The organism is Streptococcus mitis (assembly GCF_902159415.1).
Lineage (GTDB): Bacteria > Bacillota > Bacilli > Lactobacillales > Streptococcaceae > Streptococcus > Streptococcus mitis_BG.
In genome coordinates this window covers 160,061-180,011 of the sequence record NZ_CABGJU010000002.1, presented here as the reverse complement: position 1 = coordinate 180,011, position 19,951 = coordinate 160,061, and the positions used below count along the sequence as shown (strand labels likewise).

22 protein-coding genes are annotated in these 19,951 nt (G+C 40.0%); 19 read left to right on the top strand and 3 right to left on the bottom strand.

Annotated features, from left to right (window positions below):
• The first annotated feature begins 25 nt into the window (after positions 1-25).
• Both FN031_RS07160 and FN031_RS07155 read left to right on the top strand, forming a co-directional pair.
• Entirely contained in the window at positions 26-1,282 is a 1,257-nt protein-coding gene (locus tag FN031_RS07160) for a bifunctional folylpolyglutamate synthase/dihydrofolate synthase (RefSeq protein ID WP_142558919.1), read from the top strand.
• An 86-nt stretch (positions 1,283-1,368) separates the two neighbouring features.
• The gene (locus FN031_RS07155) at positions 1,369-1,794 is read left to right on the top strand and encodes an SP_0198 family lipoprotein (protein ID WP_142558917.1); all 426 of its coding nucleotides are present in this window, start codon (positions 1,369-1,371) and stop codon (positions 1,792-1,794) included.
• Positions 1,795-1,927: 133 nt separating this feature from the next.
• Here the strand turns inward: FN031_RS07155 and FN031_RS07150 are convergent, their stop codons facing one another.
• Positions 1,928-2,740: a Cof-type HAD-IIB family hydrolase gene (locus FN031_RS07150; protein ID WP_142558915.1), complete on the bottom strand. Its 813-nt coding sequence runs from the start codon at positions 2,738-2,740 to the stop codon at positions 1,928-1,930.
• A gap of 197 nt (positions 2,741-2,937) precedes the next feature.
• On the opposite strand from FN031_RS07150, the gene FN031_RS07145 reads away from it, so the two are divergent.
• The 7 genes from FN031_RS07145 (at position 2,938) to FN031_RS07115 (ending at position 9,389) form a co-directional block, all read left to right on the top strand.
• Positions 2,938-4,359: an NCS2 family permease gene (locus FN031_RS07145; RefSeq protein WP_142558913.1), complete on the top strand. Its 1,422-nt coding sequence runs from the start codon at positions 2,938-2,940 to the stop codon at positions 4,357-4,359.
• Positions 4,360-4,450: 91 nt separating this feature from the next.
• The gene (gene tsaE / locus FN031_RS07140) at positions 4,451-4,894 is read left to right on the top strand and encodes a tRNA (adenosine(37)-N6)-threonylcarbamoyltransferase complex ATPase subunit type 1 TsaE (RefSeq protein ID WP_142558911.1); all 444 of its coding nucleotides are present in this window, start codon (positions 4,451-4,453) and stop codon (positions 4,892-4,894) included.
• The gene (locus FN031_RS07135; RefSeq protein WP_142558909.1) at positions 4,884-5,405 is read left to right on the top strand and encodes a GNAT family N-acetyltransferase; all 522 of its coding nucleotides are present in this window, start codon (positions 4,884-4,886) and stop codon (positions 5,403-5,405) included. The genes tsaE and FN031_RS07135 overlap by 11 nt, the downstream gene beginning before the upstream one ends.
• Positions 5,406-5,409: 4 nt before the next feature.
• Positions 5,410-6,450 (top strand): glycopolymer--peptidoglycan transferase LytR, encoded by a 1,041-nt coding sequence (lytR, locus tag FN031_RS07130; RefSeq protein ID WP_142558907.1) that lies wholly within the window; start codon positions 5,410-5,412, stop codon positions 6,448-6,450.
• 130 nt (positions 6,451-6,580) lie between these two features.
• Complete coding sequence (locus FN031_RS07125; protein ID WP_142558904.1) at positions 6,581-7,837, top strand: competence/damage-inducible protein A; 1,257 nt, start codon at positions 6,581-6,583, stop codon at positions 7,835-7,837.
• Between the two features lie 53 nt (positions 7,838-7,890).
• Complete coding sequence (recA, locus tag FN031_RS07120; protein ID WP_142558902.1) at positions 7,891-9,039, top strand: recombinase RecA; 1,149 nt, start codon at positions 7,891-7,893, stop codon at positions 9,037-9,039.
• Positions 9,040-9,194: 155 nt separating this feature from the next.
• Entirely contained in the window at positions 9,195-9,389 is a 195-nt protein-coding gene (locus FN031_RS07115) for a PspC domain-containing protein (RefSeq protein WP_142558900.1), read from the top strand.
• Between the two features lie 135 nt (positions 9,390-9,524).
• Here FN031_RS07115 and FN031_RS07110 read toward each other — a convergent pair whose 3' ends face one another.
• The gene (locus tag FN031_RS07110) at positions 9,525-10,079 is read right to left on the bottom strand and encodes a GNAT family N-acetyltransferase (protein ID WP_142558898.1); all 555 of its coding nucleotides are present in this window, start codon (positions 10,077-10,079) and stop codon (positions 9,525-9,527) included.
• A gap of 108 nt (positions 10,080-10,187) precedes the next feature.
• Here FN031_RS07110 and FN031_RS07105 point away from each other — a divergent pair, with 108 nt between their 5' ends.
• Both FN031_RS07105 and FN031_RS07100 read left to right on the top strand, forming a co-directional pair.
• Positions 10,188-11,558 (top strand): MATE family efflux transporter, encoded by a 1,371-nt coding sequence (locus FN031_RS07105; protein WP_142558896.1) that lies wholly within the window; start codon positions 10,188-10,190, stop codon positions 11,556-11,558.
• A 97-nt stretch (positions 11,559-11,655) separates the two neighbouring features.
• Positions 11,656-12,372, top strand: coding sequence for a YebC/PmpR family DNA-binding transcriptional regulator (locus FN031_RS07100; RefSeq protein ID WP_142558894.1), 717 nt, complete (start codon positions 11,656-11,658; stop codon positions 12,370-12,372).
• A 47-nt stretch (positions 12,373-12,419) separates the two neighbouring features.
• On the opposite strand, the gene FN031_RS07095 is transcribed toward FN031_RS07100, so the two are convergent.
• Positions 12,420-13,103 (bottom strand): hypothetical protein, encoded by a 684-nt coding sequence (locus tag FN031_RS07095; RefSeq protein WP_142558892.1) that lies wholly within the window; start codon positions 13,101-13,103, stop codon positions 12,420-12,422.
• A 208-nt stretch (positions 13,104-13,311) separates the two neighbouring features.
• On the opposite strand from FN031_RS07095, the gene FN031_RS07090 reads away from it, so the two are divergent.
• The 8 genes from FN031_RS07090 (at position 13,312) to FN031_RS07055 (ending at position 19,950) form a co-directional block, all read left to right on the top strand.
• A complete protein-coding gene (locus tag FN031_RS07090) occupies positions 13,312-13,773 on the top strand; it encodes a MarR family winged helix-turn-helix transcriptional regulator (RefSeq protein WP_142558890.1) in 462 nt (153 codons plus the stop codon).
• A complete protein-coding gene (locus FN031_RS07085) occupies positions 13,757-15,526 on the top strand; it encodes an ABC transporter ATP-binding protein (RefSeq protein ID WP_142558888.1) in 1,770 nt (589 codons plus the stop codon). The genes FN031_RS07090 and FN031_RS07085 overlap by 17 nt, the downstream gene beginning before the upstream one ends.
• Positions 15,516-17,276, top strand: a complete 1,761-nt coding sequence (locus FN031_RS07080) for an ABC transporter ATP-binding protein (protein ID WP_142558887.1) — start codon at positions 15,516-15,518, stop codon at positions 17,274-17,276. The genes FN031_RS07085 and FN031_RS07080 overlap by 11 nt, the downstream gene beginning before the upstream one ends.
• Positions 17,277-17,388: 112 nt before the next feature.
• Positions 17,389-17,892: a phosphatase PAP2 family protein gene (locus FN031_RS07075; protein WP_142558885.1), complete on the top strand. Its 504-nt coding sequence runs from the start codon at positions 17,389-17,391 to the stop codon at positions 17,890-17,892.
• 118 nt (positions 17,893-18,010) lie between these two features.
• Positions 18,011-18,457, top strand: a complete 447-nt coding sequence (locus FN031_RS07070; protein WP_142558884.1) for a LytTR family DNA-binding domain-containing protein — start codon at positions 18,011-18,013, stop codon at positions 18,455-18,457.
• A gap of 4 nt (positions 18,458-18,461) precedes the next feature.
• Positions 18,462-19,136, top strand: coding sequence for a LiaF transmembrane domain-containing protein (locus FN031_RS07065; RefSeq protein ID WP_142558882.1), 675 nt, complete (start codon positions 18,462-18,464; stop codon positions 19,134-19,136).
• A gap of 105 nt (positions 19,137-19,241) precedes the next feature.
• On the top strand, positions 19,242-19,430 hold the full coding sequence (rpmB, locus tag FN031_RS07060; RefSeq protein WP_001140948.1) for a 50S ribosomal protein L28: 189 nt from the start codon (positions 19,242-19,244) through the stop codon (positions 19,428-19,430).
• A gap of 154 nt (positions 19,431-19,584) precedes the next feature.
• Positions 19,585-19,950: an Asp23/Gls24 family envelope stress response protein gene (locus FN031_RS07055; protein WP_142558879.1), complete on the top strand. Its 366-nt coding sequence runs from the start codon at positions 19,585-19,587 to the stop codon at positions 19,948-19,950.
• Position 19,951: the final 1 nt, after the last annotated feature.

Sequence of the window (19,951 nt, the reverse complement as noted above, 5' to 3'; positions counted from 1 at the left end):
TCGCTTTTTTGTTAAGGAGATCAGCATGATTGAAGTAGAAAAATGGCTTCATAGTCGGATTGGATTGAATTTTAGATCAGGATTGGGACGGATGCAAAGAGCAGTAGATTTACTGGGAAACCCTGAGCAAACCTATCCGATCATCCATGTAACGGGTACTAATGGCAAGGGTTCTACTATTGCCTTTATGAGGGAGCTTTTTGCTAGTCATTGCAAGAAGGTTGGAATCTTTACTTCGCCCCACATTGTTAGTATCCATGACCGCATCTGTATTAATGGAGAACCAATATCGGACGAAGATTTTATTCGTTTAGCAGATCAAGTCAAAGCAATGGAGCAAAGACTTCTAGAAACCCACGATCAGCTCTCTTTTTTTGAGTTGCTGACCTTGATTGCTTTGCTTTATTTTAAAGAGCAAAAAGTAGATTTGGTCTTACTTGAAGTAGGGATTGGTGGACTTCTCGATACCACTAATGTGGTGACTGGAAAGATTGCAGTCATCACATCGATCGGCCTCGATCATCAGGAAACCTTAGGAGATAGTTTAGCAGCAATTGCTGAGCAGAAATCAGGAATTTTTAAGCCCGGGAACTCAGCTGTGATTGCAAATCTAGCACCGGAAGCCCAACTCGTTTGTCAAAGGACTGCGAATGATTTGGGTGTGACTCTCTACCAAGCTAACAAAGATTTTTCTTTCCGAAATGGGAACTTTTCTTCTTCTTCTTCTCTAGCTGACTTTAACCACCTAATATTGGGATTGGAGGGAGCATATCAGGAGGGAAATGCAGCTCTTGCCTTGCAGGCTTTTCTACTATTTATGGCACAAAGAAACGAGAAAGTAGATCAAGAAGCAGTACGTGCTGCCTTGCAAGCTACTAAATGGGCTGGAAGGCTAGAAGCTGTCACTGATCACATCTATTTGGATGGGGCTCACAATTTACCAGCTCTAGAGCGTTTGGTTGAGTTTGTCCAAGAAAAAATCCAGCAAGGGTATCAGCCTCAAATTCTATTTGGTGCGCTAAAGCGGAAAGATTATAGTGGGATGCTTACTTATTTAACAGAGCATTTACCTGACGCAGATCTCTATGTTACGAGTTTTGATTACCAAGGCTCCTTAGAGAAGCAAGACTTGAGTGGTTATAGAATAGTTAGTTCCTATCAAGAATTTATAGATACTTTTGAAGCTTCTGCAGGAGAGAAAGACCTGCTATTTGTGACAGGATCTCTCTACTTTATATCTGAGGTTCGCGCTTGTCTTATGAAACAAAAGTCATTTGATTGACCCTCCTATCTTTATTTGTTATAGTAAAGGTGTGGTGGCTCGGCAGGGTTATTCTGATTTTAAGCCACTAAAAGAAAGGAGACATGATGTCACTAAAAAAATTCACACTTTCTCTTGCTTCTTTGGCAAGTCTTAGTCTCTTAGTTGCATGTTCGCCAAAAGAGCAGGCAGCTCCTTCAACTCAAGCAAGCACCAGTACGGAAGTAACAACTGGTCAGCAAGCGGAAACGACTATTTCTAGTTCGACGGCTAGTTCAGTAACTAACATTGATGGAATCTATAAAGGGCAAGATGAGGGAGATAGCATTACTCTCGTTGTTACTGGTAATACTGGAACATGGACGGAAGTAGAGCCTGATGGTGATCAGGAAATTAAGAAGGTAACTTTCGAACCAGAAAATCAGAGAGTCTTTATTGGAGATGACATCAAAGTTTATGTAGCATATGGTAATCAAATTATCATTGATGATATGGATCGTGAAATTTCTGATCGTATTGTTTTAAAGAAGTAGAACATTAAGTAAACTATTTTTTAAAAATCTTGAATCTGTATTCGCAGGTTCAAGATTTTTGTTTGTAGCAAAAAAATTCCATACTTTTAAGCTAGATAAATTCTAGCATAAAAGTATGGAAGGTATTTAATAGTTAAAGAAATAATTCTCTTAAGAAGTGAGCAACTCCGTCTTCCTCGTTGGTCAATGGAAGCTGTTCATCGGCGAAAGGAAGTAGAGCTGGATTGGCGTTTTTCATGGCATATCCGGTGCCTGCAAAGGCTAGCATTTCTGTGTCATTCTGTTCGTCACCAAAAGCAATCAAATTCTTTCTATCTACATTCATGACATCAATAAGATATTCAAGGGCAAAGGCTTTATGAACTCCTTTCGGTGTACACTCGAGGATATTCAAGGGACCACCCCAAGTATTGATATTAAGCTGGTGCTTGTAAAAACTGTTCATTTCTTCTGCCAGAGCATACTTGTCGCTTACTCGAGTCTGCAATAAAATACAGTTGGGATCCTTGGTAACCAGGTCAGAATTAAATTGGTTTTCAGGCTGGAAGTTCTTAACACCAAATAGTCTAGGGTCTGCAATTTCTTGGTCAGGCGCTGTAATATAGAATTTTTTACGGTACTCTCCAGCTATAAAGTCTGCTTCAATTTCTTCTTTACGTTCAACCATATCTAGGAGATACTTTTTATCAACAGTCAGACATTTTTCGTATTCCCAGACCTTACCAGGTAGATGAGTCAGAGACCCATTGAAGTTAATCATAGGTGTTTCTAACTCTAATTCACGATAAAAATCTTTAGCCATACGGTAAGGACGTCCGGTTGCGATGATGACATGATGTCCTTTTTTTGAAATTTCTTTGATAGTTTTTTTTGTGAAATCAGATAGTTTACTCTCCCCATTGAGTAAGGTTCCATCTAAGTCAACGGCAATTATTTTTTTAGTCATAAGATCCTCCCGAATCTAGTTTCAGATAAGATGTTTTCTATTATATCAAAAATACACAAGAAAAGCAGACTATAAATGGAAATAGAAAGAACTGATTCTAGTAATAGTCTTCAAATTATTTTAAAAACAGCTTGAAAAACTGAATGATTAATGATATAATTTTATCATTGTTCGTAAAAAACAAAAGGAGATTAAACATGGACAAACTATTTAAACTAAAAGAGCACGGGACAGATGTCCGTACAGAAGTGCTTGCTGGTTTAACAACATTCTTTGCAATGAGTTACATTCTCTTTGTAAACCCTCAAATGCTTTCACAAACTGGAATGCCAGTTCAAGGGATATTCCTTGCTACGATTATTGGTTCTGTTGTCGGAACTTTAATGATGGCTTTCTATGCAAACTTGCCATATGCACAGGCTCCAGGTATGGGACTTAATGCCTTCTTTACCTTTACGGTTGTATTTGGTATGGGCTATAAATGGCAGGAAGCTTTAGGTATGGTCTTCATTTGTGGTATCATTTCTTTGATTATTACATTAACCAATGTTCGTAAAATGATTATCGAGTCTATTCCTACGACACTTCGTTCAGCAATTTCTGCTGGTATTGGTGTATTCCTTGCTTACGTTGGTATTAAGAATGCAGGTCTCTTGAAGTTTTCTATCGATCCAGGTAGTTATACAGTAGCAGGGGAAGGTGCAGATAAGGCTCAAGCAGCAATCACTGCTAATTCAGGAGCTGTTCCTGGATTGGTTGATTTTAACAGTCCGGCTGTTCTAGTAGCTCTTGCAGGTCTTGCTATTACGATTTTCTTTGTTGTTAAAGGAATCAAAGGTGGAATCATCCTTTCAATCTTAACAACTACAGTTCTTGCCATTGCAGTTGGTGTTGTTGATTTGTCTAGCATTGATTTCGCAAGCAACAACCTTTCAGCAGCGATTAACGATTTAGGAACTTTGTTTGGTGCAGGTCTTGGATCAGAAGGTTTAGGGTCTTTGATTTCAAATACTTCTCGTTTGCCTGAAACTTTGATGGCTATTCTTGCCTTCTCGTTGACAGATATTTTTGACACAATCGGTACTCTTATTGGTACAGGTGAAAAAGTTGGTATCGTTGCAACAAGTGGTGAAAACCGTGAGTCAGACAAATTGGATAAAGCTCTTTACTCTGACTTGGTGGCGACTTCAGTTGGTGCCATTGCTGGTACATCAAACGTTACGACTTATATCGAGTCAGCAGCAGGTATTGGTGCTGGTGGACGTACAGGTTTGACAGCTCTAGTAGTTGCTATCTGTTTCGCCCTATCTAGCTTCTTTAGCCCACTTCTTGCTATTGTTCCTTCGGCAGCAACAGCACCAATTTTGATTATCGTCGGAATTATGATGCTGTCTAATCTTAAAAATATTCCTTGGGATGATATGTCAGAAGCAGTTCCTGCTTTCTTTACTTCTATCTTTATGGGATTCAGCTACTCAATTACTCAGGGTATTGCTATTGGTTTCCTCACTTATACTTTAACGAAAATTGTTAAAGGTCAAATTAAAGATGTCCATGCAATGATTTGGATTTTAGATGCTTTATTTATCTTGAACTACATTAGTATGGCTCTAAATTAATGAGAAATTTTTTCAAAAAAGAAGGAGGGTTTCCCTCCTTTTTTGTTGTTAGGAATGTCACAATCGAAAAAAATTTTGGTATAATGGATGCATGCGCACAAAAAATGAAGATGAGCTTATGGCTTTTGGAAAAAAGTTGGGCAATATACTAGAAAAAAATGATGTTTTAATTTTAACTGGTGAATTAGGTGCTGGGAAAACCACACTTACAAAGGGTCTAGCCAAGGGTCTAGGAATTAATCAGATGATTAAAAGTCCCACTTATACCATCGTTCGAGAATATGAAGGGCGTTTGCCTTTGTATCATTTAGATGTCTATCGCATCGGAGGAGATGCCGACTCTATTGATTTAGATGAGTTTCTGTTCGGAGATGGTGTTACTGTCATTGAGTGGGGACATTTACTGGGTGAAGATCTTCCTTCAGACTATCTAGAATTAGAAATTCTCAAAAAAGATGAGGGACGAGAAATTAGATGTCATGCCCATGGTCAAAGAGCGAGTCGCCTACTAGAGAGATTGACGAATGGAGTATGAACTTTTAATCCGCGAGGCAGAAATTGAGGATGCTCAAGTTCTGCTAGCTCTTTTAGATCAGATAGGACAAGAGTCTACGTTTACGAGTTTGGATGAAAATGGCATTTCAATCAGTCAGTCTGAAATGGAAATGTTTATCGACAAGCAGGCTCAGTCTGATAACCAGATTACTTTGCTCGCTTTTTTGAATGATGAGTTAGCAGGAGTTATCAATATTACAGCTGATCATCGACCAAGAATCAGACATATCGGAGACATTTTTTTGGGTATAAAAAAATCCTTTTGGGGATTTGGTTTAGGCAGTGTTTTAATGGAAGAGAGCATAGAATGGGCTAAATCTAGTGGAGTCATTCGACGCTTGCAATTGACCGTACAAAAACGAAATACTGCTGCTATCCATTTATATAAAAAAATGGGTTTTATCACAGAAGGGCTACAGGAACGTGGTGCTTGTACAGAAAGAGGAGAGTTTCTTGACGTTTACCTAATGGGATTACTGATAGACGAATGAGTGTATGATAAAAAAAATATTAAAAATGTTTTTAGGCTTCCTTCTTGTATCTATTTTAGGTGTGGGAACATATGCCTATACGATTTATAATCAAGGAACAAGTTCCTTGGCAAAAACTTATAAAAAAATAGGGGAAGAAACAAAGGTTATTGAAGCAACACAACCATTGACAATCTTGCTTATGGGAGTGGATACGGGGAATGTCGAACGTACAGATCCCTGGGAAGGCAACAGTGACTCAATGATATTGTTGACAGTCAATCCCAAGACCAAGAAAACGACAATGATTAGTTTGGAACGGGACATTTTGACAAAAATTCAACACAAAGATGGTACTGTTACTGAGGAAAAACTGAATGCCGCCTATGCGGGTGGTGGAGCTGAGCTAGCTATCTCGACGATTCAGGATATGATGAATATCCACATTGACCGCTATGTCATGGTAAATATGCATGGTCTTCAAAGAATGGTTGATGCTGTAGGTGGTATTACGGTCAACAATACTTTAGGTTTTCCAATCTCCATTCAAGACCAGGAACCTTTTAACAAGATTTCCATCGGAGTGGGACAGCAACACCTAAATGGTGAAGAAGCTCTAGTTTATTCACGCATGCGTTATCAGGATCCAGAAGGAGATTATGGTCGTCAGAAACGACAACGTGAGGTTATCCAAAGAGTGATTGAAAAGATTTTAAGCTTAAACAGTGTAACCCACTACCAAGATATCTTGAAAGCTCTTAGCGACAATATGCAGACAAATATCGAGATTACGACTTCTACGATTCCACAATTGCTAGGCTATCAAGAATCCTTTAAGAATATTGAAACTCATCAGTTGCGAGGTGAAGATGCCACGATTGAGGGAGGCTCCTACCAAATTGTTACTTCAGAACATATGTTAGAGATTCAGAATTTATTACGTACTTCATTGGGCCAACCTAAAGTAACTGAGTTAAAAACAAATGTGGTCTTGTACGAAGAAATCAATAATCAAAATCCAGGAGTCCTCTCAGAAGCAACAATTATTGAAGAAGAACAAGAATGAGTGATGATGACTCAATAGAGTTTAGTTACAAAAGAAGCCAAATCGTCTGGCTTGCCATAGATTTATCGAATCGTAGGATTTTTCCTGCGGTTTTTTCAAAGAAATTCGAATTGATAAGTAGGAGGGAGAAATGAAAGCGGAAATTATTGCTGTTGGAACTGAGATTTTGACAGGGCAAATTCTTAATACTAATGCTCAGTTTTTATCTGAAAAACTAGCTGAAATAGGTGTGGATGTCTATATTCAAACTGCTGTTGGAGATAATGAGGCTCGTCTTTTGTCCGTGCTAAAGATAGCTCGAGAACGGAGTGAGTTAGTGATACTAACAGGAGGATTGGGACCTACAGAAGACGACTTGACCAAACAAACGGTGGCCAAGTTCTTAGGAAAAAATTTAGTTTTTGATGCACAAGCACAGGCGAAATTAGATGACTTTTTTGCCCAGAGACCTGATTATGCCCGAACTCCAAATAATGAGCGTCAAGCTCAGATTATTCAAGGAGCAACCCCTCTAGCCAATGAGACGGGCTTAGCAGTGGGTGGCATGATTGAGGTGGAAGGGGTAACTTATGTTGTTTTACCTGGACCACCTAGTGAATTGAAACCGATGATTCTAAATGAGTTGTTGCCAAGATTGATGACAGGCGCTAAATTATACTCAAGGGTTCTGCGATTCTTTGGGATAGGAGAGAGTCAGCTAGCCACTATCTTAGCAGATTTAATCGAACAACAAACGGATCCAACCTTGGCGCCCTATGCAAAAACTGGGGAAGTTACCTTGCGTTTGTCGACTAAGGCTAAGAGCAAAGAGGAGGCTGATTTGGCCTTGAATACTTTAGAGGAGCAGATCTTAAGTCGAGATACTTTCGAAGGTACTTCCCTTCGAGAGCTTTGCTATGGCTATGGGGATGAAATGAGTCTAGCTAGTCTTGTAGTAGAAGAATTAAAAAAGAGACAAATAAGTATTACCGCTGCAGAAAGTTTGACAGCAGGTCTCTTTCAAGCAAGCATAGCAGATTTTTCAGGAGTATCTGCTATCTTTAAAGGTGGTTTTGTGACTTATAGTCTGGAAGAAAAAGCTAAAATGCTAGATATTCCACAAACAGAATTAGAAATCCATGGTGTTGTTTCAACCTATACAGCAGAGAAAATGGCTGAGCAGGCACGAGAAAAAACTGCATCCGATATTGGGATTAGTTTGACAGGAGTGGCAGGACCTGAAAGTTTAGAAGGTCATCCGGCAGGTACAGTTTTTATAGGACTGTCTCAAGAATCGGGTACAGAGGTCATACGTGTCAATATAGGAGGACGGAGTCGAACAGATGTTCGTAAAATTGCTGTTATGCATGCCTTTAACTTAGTTCTCAAAGCTTTATTAAGTAAGTGACTTTTGATATAATAGAATAAGGTCTAAGGACCATTAAAATACAGGAGAATAAAATGGCAAAAAAACCAACAAAAAAATTAGATGAAATTGGGAAAAAATTTGGTGCTGATCGTGAAAAAGCCTTGAACGATGCCCTTAAATTAATCGAAAAAGATTTTGGTAAGGGTTCAATCATGCGTTTGGGTGAGCGTGCGGAACAAAAAGTACAAGTCATGAGTTCAGGTTCATTGGCACTTGATATTGCACTCGGTTCGGGTGGTTATCCAAAGGGACGTATCATCGAAATCTACGGTCCAGAGTCATCAGGTAAGACAACAGTTGCCCTTCATGCTGTAGCACAGGCACAAAAAGAGGGTGGGATTGCTGCCTTTATCGATGCGGAACACGCTCTTGACCCAGCCTATGCAGCAGCTCTTGGCGTTAATATCGACGAATTGCTCTTGTCACAACCAGACTCAGGTGAGCAAGGTCTTGAAATTGCTGGGAAATTGATCGATTCAGGTGCGGTTGACCTTGTGGTTATTGACTCAGTTGCAGCTCTTGTACCTCGTGCTGAAATCGATGGAGATATCGGAGATAGCCACGTTGGTCTCCAAGCTCGTATGATGAGTCAGGCTATGCGTAAACTCGGTGCTTCTATCAACAAGACAAAGACTATCGCTATCTTTATCAACCAATTGCGTGAAAAAGTAGGAGTTATGTTTGGGAATCCAGAAACGACTCCTGGTGGACGCGCCCTTAAATTCTATGCTTCAGTCCGTTTGGATGTGCGTGGAAGTACACAAATCAAGGGAACTGGTGATCAAAAAGATACCAATGTAGGTAAGGAAACCAAGATTAAGGTTGTGAAAAACAAGGTGGCTCCACCATTCAAAGAAGCTCTTGTTGAAATCATGTATGGAGAAGGAATTTCTAGAACTGGTGAACTCTTGAAGATTGCAAGTGATTTGGATATCATTCAAAAAGCAGGTGCTTGGTACTCATACAAGGGTGAAAAAATCGGTCAGGGTTCTGAGAATGCTAAGAAATACTTGGCAGACCATCCAGAAATCTTTGATGAAATTGACCACCAAGTTCGTGTTCAATATAGTTTAATTGAAGAGGAAGAAGGTTCTAAAGCAAGTGTAGTAGCTGATGCAGATTCTAACCAAGAAGTAACACTTGATTTGGGAGACGCTCTTGAAATCGAAATCGAAGAATAAAAACTAAAAGTGGAGTTTCTCCACTTTTTTAATGTTTAATCTTTCTGAAAAAGCGAATAAAAGGCCTAGTTTCTTAGTAAAAAACAGAAAATTATTGCTTTTTTATTAATTTGATGATAAAATAAATGGGATTACCAAAAAAGGAGATTTATAAAATGGAAAAACGTTTAGTTCGTAACGTTCAAGATAAGAAACTTGGTGGTGTTTGTGCAGGTCTTGCTGACTACTTTAACATGGATCCAATGCTTGTACGTGTTCTTTGGATCTTGTTCACTTTAGCTGGTGGATCAGGTGTGATTGCTTATGCTATTCTTTACTTCATTCTTCCAGAAGGTGGAGCAGAAGCTTAAGCCACATTGTAACTAAGAATAAAAAAATGTATGTAATCTTATAGATTACATGCATTTTTTGTATGTTAAAAATCGGTAGAGTTTTAAAGCATATCAGATTACAAATGACTGTCAATGTGTGTGGAATTATCTTGTTTAATGATCACTGAAACGACGGTATTCGATGTGGAAGTCGAAGTAATTCTCGTCTTGCAATTTTTGAAAGATATTACGATAGGCTTCTTCGTCAAAGTGGTCACCACGATAGAGAATTTCGAAACTAAGGCCCTCATACTCTAAAAAAGCATTGGCTGTTTTGAAACCATTTTGTTTATAGAACTCCATTCGGGCTTTTCTCTGTTCTAGGTTATCGCAGTCTTCATCCAGTCTTTCCACTTCAAGAATCATCGTACGCTGATAAAAGTCAATCAACTTTTCAATAATTTCTTTTCCATAACCATGGCTACGCAAATGAGGCATGATAGCGAAAAAACTGATGTAGAAAGCTTTTTGATTGGAGATGGCAAAGGCAAAGCCAATAAACTCCTCCTCATTATAAAAGGCAAAAAAATGAGCGTCATCCCTATCTTGATACAGTAAAAATTCGTCTAAGGGCACCCTTTCTTCCTCAGGGAAGGCTTCAATATTTAATTTTCTAACCTTTTCAAGGTCTGGAAATACATCTGTAATTAACTGACTTGTTAAGCTCATACATACCCTCCTTTTCTGTCACGATTATACCAGATTGTTTACATATAGGCAACGCTTTCTTAAGGAAACTCCCTTGTTCCTCAACTTGAAAGCTGTTATAATAGCCTTATGAATAAAAAATCAACGGTGGACTTGATTCATGGTCCCATTCTTCCTGCTCTTATTAGTTTTGCTTTTCCGATTCTTTTATCTAATATCTTTCAGCAACTCTACAATACGGCTGATATTTTGATTGTTGGGCGTTTTTTAGGACAAAATTCCTTGGCGGCAGTCGGAGCTACGACAGCCATTTTTGATTTGATTATTGGCTTTGCTCTCGGAGTCGGAAATGGGATGGGAGTTGTTATTGCTCGGCTTTATGGCGCTCGTAATTTTACAAAGATTAAAGAGGCTGTCGCAGCGACTTGGATTTTAGGTGCAATCCTGAGTGGTTTTGTGATGCTGATGGGTTTCTTCGGACTCTATCCACTCTTACAGTACCTAGAAACTCCTGCAGAAATCCTTCCCCAATCCTATGAATACATCTCTATGATTGTCAGCTGTGTGGGAGTTAGCTTTGCCTACAATCTCTTTGCAGGATTGCTACGCTCGATTGGCGATAGCCTTGCAGCGCTTGCTTTTCTTATCTTTTCAGCCATTGTTAATGTCATTTTAGATTTGTATTTTATTACGCAACTACAGTTGGGGGTTCAGTCTGCAGGTCTTGCAACCATCATCTCGCAAGGTTTGTCTGCTATTCTCTGTTATTTCTATATCCGCAAGAGTGTTCCGGAGCTTCTTCCAGGCTTGAAGCACTTCAAATGGAACAAGGCTCTCTATGTTGATCTCTTAGAGCAGGGTCTAGCCATGGGGCTGATGGGGTCAATCGTCTCTATCGGAAGCGTCATTTTGCAATCCTCTGTCAATGGCTTTGGAGCAGTGATTATCAGTGCCCAAACGGCAGCACGTAGAATCATGGCCTTTGCTTTACTACCGATGACAGCTATTTCAGCTTCGATGACGACTTTTATCTCACAAAATTTTGGGGCAAAACGTCCCGAACGTATTGTCCAGGGTCTTCGCTTAGGGAGCTACTTGAGCATGTCTTGGGCAACCTTTGCTTGTGTGTTCCTATTTTTTGCAAGTCCTAGCCTGGTTTCTTTCTTAGCGAGTTCAACAGATAGTTACTTGATCGAAAATGGATCCTTGTACCTACGCATTAGTTCTGTTTTCTATCCCTTTTTGAGTCTTTTGTTGATTTATAGAAATAGTTTACAGGGACTCGGTCAAAAACTCTTGCCCCTCATATCTAGTTTTATAGAGTTTATCGGCAAAATTGTTTTTGTAGCTTGGATTATTCCTTGGGCAGGTTATACAGGCGTTATCCTATGTGAACCGCTACTTTGGCTTGTGATGACTGGACAGCTTTATATCTCGCTTTCTCAGAATCCTTGGATAAAGGAAGGCAAGAAAATCTTGGCTGTTGGTCGGCAATCCTAGCTTAATTTACAAAAGAAAAATCCATTTCCTCTAGTGAAAATCGACTAGACTTGTGTTATAATAAGAAAGATTAAAATGTGAAAAAAGGAGATTCCTAATGGGACGTAAATGGGCCAATATCGTAGCCAAGAAAACGGCTAAAGATGGAGCTAACTCTAAAGTATATGCAAAATTTGGTGTAGAAATCTATGTAGCAGCTAAAAAAGGTGATCCAGATCCAGAATCGAACTCAGCTTTGAAATTCGTTATCGACCGTGCTAAACAAGCACAAGTACCAAAACACGTTATTGATAAAGCAATCGATAAAGCAAAAGGGAATACAGACGAAACCTTTACAGAGGGTCGTTACGAAGGTTTTGGACCAAATGGTTCAATGCTCATCGTGGATACCTTGACTTCAAACGTTAACCGTACAGCTGCCAATGTCCGTGCTGCCTTTGGTAAAAACGGCGGGAATATGGGAGCTTCAGGTTCAGTATCTTACCTCTTTGACAACAAAGGTGTTATCGTATTTGCAGGTGATGACGCTGATGCCATCTTTGAACTCTTGCTTGAAGCAGATGTCGATGTAGACGATGTAGAAGCAGAAGAAGGAACAATCACTGTTTACACAGCTCCAACTGACCTTCACAAAGCTATTGTGGCTTTGCGTGAATCTGGTATCGAAGAATTCCAAGTAACAGAACTTGAGATGATTCCTCAATCAGAAGTTGAGTTGTCAGGTGATGATCTTGCAAGCTTTGAAAAACTATACGGCGTTCTTGAAGACGACGAAGATGTCCAAAAAATCTACACCAACGTTGATGGATTCTAATAAAAAAGCGAACAGCTCTAATAGTTGTTCGTTTTTTTATTTTATATTTAAATAGTCATATCTGAGTTTTTTTGTTGCTCTTGATCTAAGCCGATTGAAAATTTATGGATTAGAAGAAACTGCCCATTTTCCTGTTTTACAAAGGTTAAAATGACGGCTTTGCTTTCTGAACCAAGGAAAATGTAGGAAATTCTTTTAGTTTGATAATCACCGTCATTTGAGTCTGTAACGTTGTCTGGAATTCCATGTTTTTTAATAACATCCTGGTAATTGCTCCCGCCTTGTCCTCTGTTGGAAAGGTCACCTTCGACTAAGGCATCAAACTGGTCTTGAGTCCAAGTAAAGCCCTGGTCTTCTTCAATGTCGTCCTCGTCTTGGTATTCATCGATACTAGTGTCTGGTAGGTTTCCACCCTGTTCTCCTTCAAAATAAGGAATCTCTTGTCTATAAGTGTGGCTATATTTAGTTACCCAGCCGTTTAAGATATTCGAAAAAAGGAATTGAGTTATTACGGAAACGATAATTGCAATAAGGGCAAAGGAGGTTCCGAGAATAGCTAAGGTTTTTTGTTTTTTAGGACTGAGGACAATTCCGATAATTCCCAAGATTAAAGTAGGGACAGCAATAATTAATGACAGATAGTTGATAATTGGTATCCAAGACCCAAGAAGGGCGATGGCCCCAAAGATGATAGCAAGAATTCCTAAGATTTGCTGATTCTCTTGTTTCATCTAAAAATTCTCCCAATTCTAGTGCGAAAATTTCGCTTTACATGATAAGTTAGGCTTATTATAGATAAATTATCCACTATTGTCAATGATTAGCAAATAGTTCTCAAGGAAACTTTTTTCTTGACATCTTTTTTTAAAATGATAAAATAGTTCTCATAGAAACTTAAATGTTCTTATGAGAACTATTTTTACTTAGAAGGGAGAAAGCATGGATAAACCGATGTTGGTCTTTAAACGTTTTGGGCACCAGATACACCTCATGGTTCAAAAAGAAGCCAAGCGTTGTGGTATTGAATTTATGGGGGGCCCGCAAGGGCAGGTCCTCCGTTTTTTAGATCGTCGTGAACATGAACAAGAACTGACGCTCATCAAGGATATTGAACAAGAACTCAATATTACCAAGTCAGTTGCTAGTAATTTGGTCAAGCGTATGGTGCAAAATGGTTTGGTAGAGTTGGAGGTGAGTCCAAGTGATAAACGGGCGAAATTTGTTTATTTGACCGAAAAATCACGCTCTCAAATGAAGCAAGTTAAGTCTTTTTTTGACCGAATTGACCGTAGTTTACTTGATGGTATTTCTGAAGAGAATCTCGTTATCTTTGAAGAAGTCCTTGGAAAACTACAAGCAAATGTAGAAAAAATAGGAGGTGAGAATGAAGAAACTCGCTAAGCGTATCACAGGAAAAGAGTGGAGCATGATTCTAATAACTGTTCTCTTTACCTGTTGCTCGGTCTATCTCGAGTTAGAAGTACCGACTTACGTTTCAAAAATAACAGAATTACTCGGAACACCAGGTACGGAGTTGGGAGACCTTTGGTCGCCAGCAACTAAGATGATGGGTTTGTCATTCTTAGCCTTCCTATCATCTGTAACAGTTGGATTTTTTGCCGCTCGAGTTGCAGCATCCTATACGGCTCATCTACGAAGCGATATTTTTAATCGTGTTTTGGATTACTCCCAGACAGAAATTAAACGTTTCTCAATCCCCAGTCTATTGACTCGGACGACTAATGATATCACGCAGATTCAGATGCTCTTTACCATGGGACTCCAAGTGGTCACTCGTGGTCCTATCATGGCTATTTGGGCCATTGGTAAAATCCTTGGCAAGTCTGAATACTGGATTTGGGCAGTAGTGGTGGCAGTCATCGTCAATGTTCTGATGACAACTGTCTTGATGACTTTGGCCTTTCCTAAACAATCTGTTATCCAAAAATTGACAGATAAACTCAATAGCATCACGCGCGAAAGCTTGACAGGGATTCGGGTTGTTCGTGCTTACAATGCTGAGGATTACCAAGATAAGAAATTCGAAGAAGCTAATGATGAGGTCACACGACTCAATCTCTTTGTCAGTCGCTTAATGGCCATTATGAATCCTATTATGATGGCGATTTCTAGCGGCTTGGTCCTTGCCATATACTGGATTGGTGCTTATCTTATCAACGACGCTAGCTTGACAGAGCGTCTACCCCTCTTTAGCGATATGGTAGTTTTTATGTCTTATGCCATGCAAGTCGTAATGGGCTTCTTACTCATGGGTGCTCTCTTTATCGTCTTGCCTCGTACCTTGGTTTCTGCAGGTCGTATCAATCAAGTCTTGGACCTTCATTCCACTATTGAAAATCCTAGTCACCCACAGACAGCAAACTCTTCTGTAAAAGGTCAAGTGGAATACCACGACGTAACCTTCCGTTATTCTAAAAATTCAGAAGCAGTTGTAGAACATGTCAGCTTCAAGGCAGAAGCAGGGCAAACCATTGCCTTTATCGGCTCAACTGGTTCTGGTAAATCTACTCTAGTTAACCTCTTATCCCGTTTTTATGATGTATCAGAGGGAGAAATTCTAGTAGACGGCGTCAATGTTCAGAATTATGACTTAGAAGATTTGCGTAATAAAGTTGGCTATATCCCTCAAAAAGCTGTGCTCTTTTCTGGAGATGTTAAGGGCAATCTCGACTTTGGTAAGAGTCAAGAAACGCCACTAAGTGAGACGGCCATGTGGCAAGCTCTGGAATTGGCTCAATCTAAAAACTTTATAGAGGATAAGGAAGCTGGTCTTGAATCAGAAGTGGCTCAAGGTGGGACCAATTTCTCAGGTGGACAAAGACAGCGTCTGGCCATTGCACGCGCCTTGGCTCGTAAGCCTGAAATTCTCATTTTTGATGATTCATTCTCAGCCTTGGACTACAAGACAGATCGTATCTTGCGTCAAGTATTAGCTGAAAAAACACAATCCATGACTAAGTTGATCGTTGCCCAACGCATCTCAACCATCATGGATGCAGACCTGATCTTAGTCTTGAATCAGGGTAAAGTCGTGGGACAAGGCACCCACAAGGAACTTCTAGCAAACAATGAAGTTTACCAAGAAATTGCCTATTCACAACTATCGAAGGAGGAATTGGAACATGGAAAATAAGAAAATGTCCTTATGGAAACAGTGTAGACCTTTTCTAGCAGGTCTCCAACTTCCCCTACTAATCGCAGTTGTGGCGGCTATATGTTCAAGTATTATCACGGTTTATGGACCAACTAAGATCAAAGAAATTACCAACTTAATCTCAGATGGGTTGATGACTGGAATTGACCTAGAGGCTGTGTCAAGTATTGCTAGCTTTTTGGTTATCCTCTATGTGATTGGTATTATCCTGAACTACACGCAAGCCTACATTTTTTCAACTAGTATCCAACATTTCTCAAAACGTTTGCGTACAGCTATTGCTGAGAAAATCAATCGCTTGCCTCTTGCTTACTTTGACCGTCATTCTCAAGGGGACACCCTTTCTCGTGTAACTAATGACGTTGATACAGCAGCTCAATCTCTCAACCAAAGTCTTGGGACAGTTCTTTCAGCTAGCTTTTTACTGATTGCTGTTTTGATTACTATGTTTGGGATGAACTGGATTTTGGCCCTGGTAACCGTTGTTTCAACCTTTGTTGGATTTGCGGCGGTTTCAGTGATTATGGCTAAATCTCAAGGTTACTTTAAAGCTCAACAAAACAATCTAGCAGCTGTCAATGGCTATGTGGAAGAAATGTACTCTGGCCACAATGTGGTGACTAGCTATAATGCTGTGGAACCAACAAAAGAAACATTTGCAGGCTTGAATCAGAATCTACATGATAGCATCTGGAAATCTCAGTTTATTTCTGGTATCATGATGCCTGCCATGGTCTTTGTAGGCAACTTTAGTTATGTTCTAGTCATTATCGTCGGTGCTGCCTTGGCTCTTGAAGGGTATATCAGTATCGGGATTATTGTAGCCTTCATGGTGTATGTTCGAACATTTTCGCAACCCTTATCACAGATTGCCCAAGGAATTACCAGCTTACAACAAGCTAGTGCAGCCATGACTCGTGTCTTCGAATTTCTAGGTGAAGAGGAAATGGAAGATGAATCTCATAAGGAAAGACAATTGACCAACATGAAGGGTGAAGTGGTTTTTGACAGAGTTTCATTTGGCTACACACAGGAGCGAACGATCATTCATGACTTTTCTGCGACAGCTCATGCAGGTCAAAAGGTTGCTATTGTCGGTCCGACCGGAGCTGGTAAGACGACCATTGTCAACCTCTTGATGAAATTCTATGAGATTGATCAGGGAAGTATTCGGATTGATGGTGTGGATACCAAGACTATGAAACGTTCAGAAGTACATGATGCCTTTTCAATGGTCTTGCAGGATACCTGGCTCTTTGAAGGAACCATTCGAGACAATCTCATCTACAATCAAACAGGGATCAGTGATGAACGTGTGATTGAAGCTGCCAAAGCAGTAGGAATCCATCACTTTATCACAACCTTACCTGATGGATACGATACTGTTTTGGATGATACAGTGACCTTGTCAGTCGGGCAGAAACAACTCTTGACCATTGCTCGTGCTCTGCTCAAGGATGCTCCGCTCTTGATTCTGGACGAAGCAACATCCTCAGTCGATACTCGTACGGAGGAGTTGATTCAAAAGGCTATGGACCGTTTGATGGAGGGACGCACATCCTTTGTCATCGCCCACCGCTTGTCAACCATCCGTAATGCGGACTTAATTCTGGTCATGAAAGAAGGAAACATCATTGAGCAAGGCAATCATGAAGAGCTTATGGCTCAGGGTGGTTTCTATGCAGACCTCTACAATAGTCAATTTACAGAAGACCAAGCAGAAGAATAAATCTCAGAAGGCTTGACGGCCTTCTTTTTCTGCACTATACTAGAGTAGGAGATGCTAGCAGACTCGTTCTGTCAGGCTTCTTGTGTAAAATCTAGAAACAACGAGAAAACAGATGAAAAACTATCAAGAGTGGTACGAGAAGAGGAAATCAAGTCTTCTTCGACATCCACAATTATTGCAATTGATGCGAGTCTTTAATCGTATGATGACAGTTCTGATGCCCTTAGCTTACTTGACCCTGTTGGGAACAAGCGTTGTCAATAAAGGGATCGGGAAAGACCTATATGCTTATATTTTGGTGCCAGCTTTAGGCTTTCTCCTTTTGACGCTAGTTCGTAAGTGGATCAATCAACCCCGACCCTATGAAACTTGGGAAATTGTCCCGCTACTAGACAAGGATAGTTCCGGTAATTCAATGCCTAGTCGCCATGTCTTTTCAGCAACCATCATTTCCATGGCTTGCTTGCATGCAAATCTTCCTGTGGGGTTGGTTTTGTTGATCTTATCAGCTCTTCTCGGTCTTGTGCGAATCTTAGGAGGCGTTCATTATCCCAAGGATGTTTTAGTTGGCTACGCCTGTGGCCTCCTCTTGGGAATTCTTTTCTTTATTTTCTAAAAAGCAAAGCAAGTGGGCTTGGCCTCGTAACCACTTACGGGTCAAAAGTGACCACTTGCTTTTTTGCCCTTGTAAAGTCTTCTGGGCTTTGGTATAGTAGATGCAGAAAGGAGATAGGATGAAGTTACGAATCGAGATTGATAGTGAATTAACTGAGACAGAGATTGTCATCAAGGCTGCAGCCCTGACAGATGAAATAGCTGACTTGCAACGACTCTTGCAAGAAACCAAGGCTCCTAGGTTGATCTTTTATAAGGGGACGGGTGAGTACTACTTAGACTTGGCAGAAATTCTCTTTTTTGAGACAGAAGGTAGCAAGATTTACGCCCACACACAGAAAGAAGCCTACGAGGTTCGACTCAAGCTTTATGAGTTAGAGTCCATCCTGCCCCGCTATTTCAGTCGGGTATCCAAGTCGACCATAGCCAATCTTCGGCGGGTATACTCGGTGGACAAGTCCTTCTCAGGGACAGGTACTATTTCCTTTTATCAGACCCACAAGGAGGTTCACGTGTCACGGCACTACCAATCCCTCCTAAAAGAAAATCTAAGAAATATGAGGTAAGAACATGAAAAAGAAAGTATTTGGTATTGTGTTACTAGTATTGGCAGCTGTAGTATTATTGCAGGGAAATTTTGGAATCCCTTCACTTGAAGGGAAAATTTGGCCCTTGATTGGTATTGCCTTTTTTGCCTATCAATCAGTTGAGGCAATCCTTCGCCGTCATTTCACTTCAGCCTCTTTTACAGCCCTAGTGGCTCTCATGATTGCAAATCATGTCTATGCTATTCTACCGATTCCCAATCAGTCTTTGTTTTGGGCTAGTATATTAATCGTAATGGGTGTCAGTGCACTCACTCATTCTAACAGAACTTGGAATGGGAAAAAATGGTGGTATGATGGTGAAAAGACCATCCTTACAGATAAGGAAGTTGCATTTGGTAGCGGAACTTTCTACAAGCAAGATCAAGAATTGGTAGAAGACGAGTTTGAAGTCGGATTTGGGAATGCCAAGATCTATTATGATAATGCAGAGATGTTAGGTGATACCGCAACCTTAAAGATAGAAGTCGGATTTGGGAATGCAGTCATCTATGTGCCACAACACTGGAGAGTCGATCTAAAGGTAGAAACTTTTTGTGGTGCAGCTAAGGCAGATGCTTCAGTAGCTCCTACAAGTAAGACCCTGATTGTCCGTGGAGAGGTGGCTTTTGGAAAACTAGAAGTTGTCTATGCTAAATAAAAAAATCTTCCAATTCCCTTGCCAAAATGGAGAAAGTGTGATAACATAGTACGGTATGTGGTGCTAGCACATCCGCTATATTAGATCTAATAGGAGGAAAACACAATGGCTAAAGTATGTTACTTTACAGGTCGTAAGACTGTATCAGGAAACAACCGTTCACACGCGATGAACCAAACTAAACGTGCCGTAAAACCAAACCTTCAAAAAGTTACTGTTCTTATCGATGGTAAACCTAAAAAAGTTTGGGCTTCAGCTCGTGCATTGAAATCAGGAAAAGTAGAACGCGTTTAATAAACATGAAAAGACCTACAGGGTCTTTTTTGTTTTACTCGACAGCTGAAACCATTTGAAAAATCAAGCAAATATCCGATGATACATCATTCTGCTTTTACAGTTGGGCTGAAATATGATAAAATAGAGTATCAACTAGTTGAGGTAAAAAAAGATGACTGTAAAAATTAATACAAAAGATGGTCAAATCGAACTAACAGATGATGTGATTGCTACTGTTGTAGGCGGAGCAACAACTGAGATTTTTGGTGTGGTCGGTATGGCTAGTAAAAATGCCCTCAAAGATAATTTCCAAGCCCTTCTTGGTAAGGAAAACTATTCTAAAGGTGTAGTTGTTAAAGCGGCTGAAGATGGCAGCATTGCAGTTGATGTATACACTGTCTTGAGCTACGGAACAAAAATCAGCGAAGTATCAAAAAACATCCAAGAGCGTGTACGTTTTAGTTTGGAAAATCAACTTGGAATCACTGCTCAGACTGTGAATGTCTTCATTCAAAATATCAAAGTTGTAGGAGAATAAT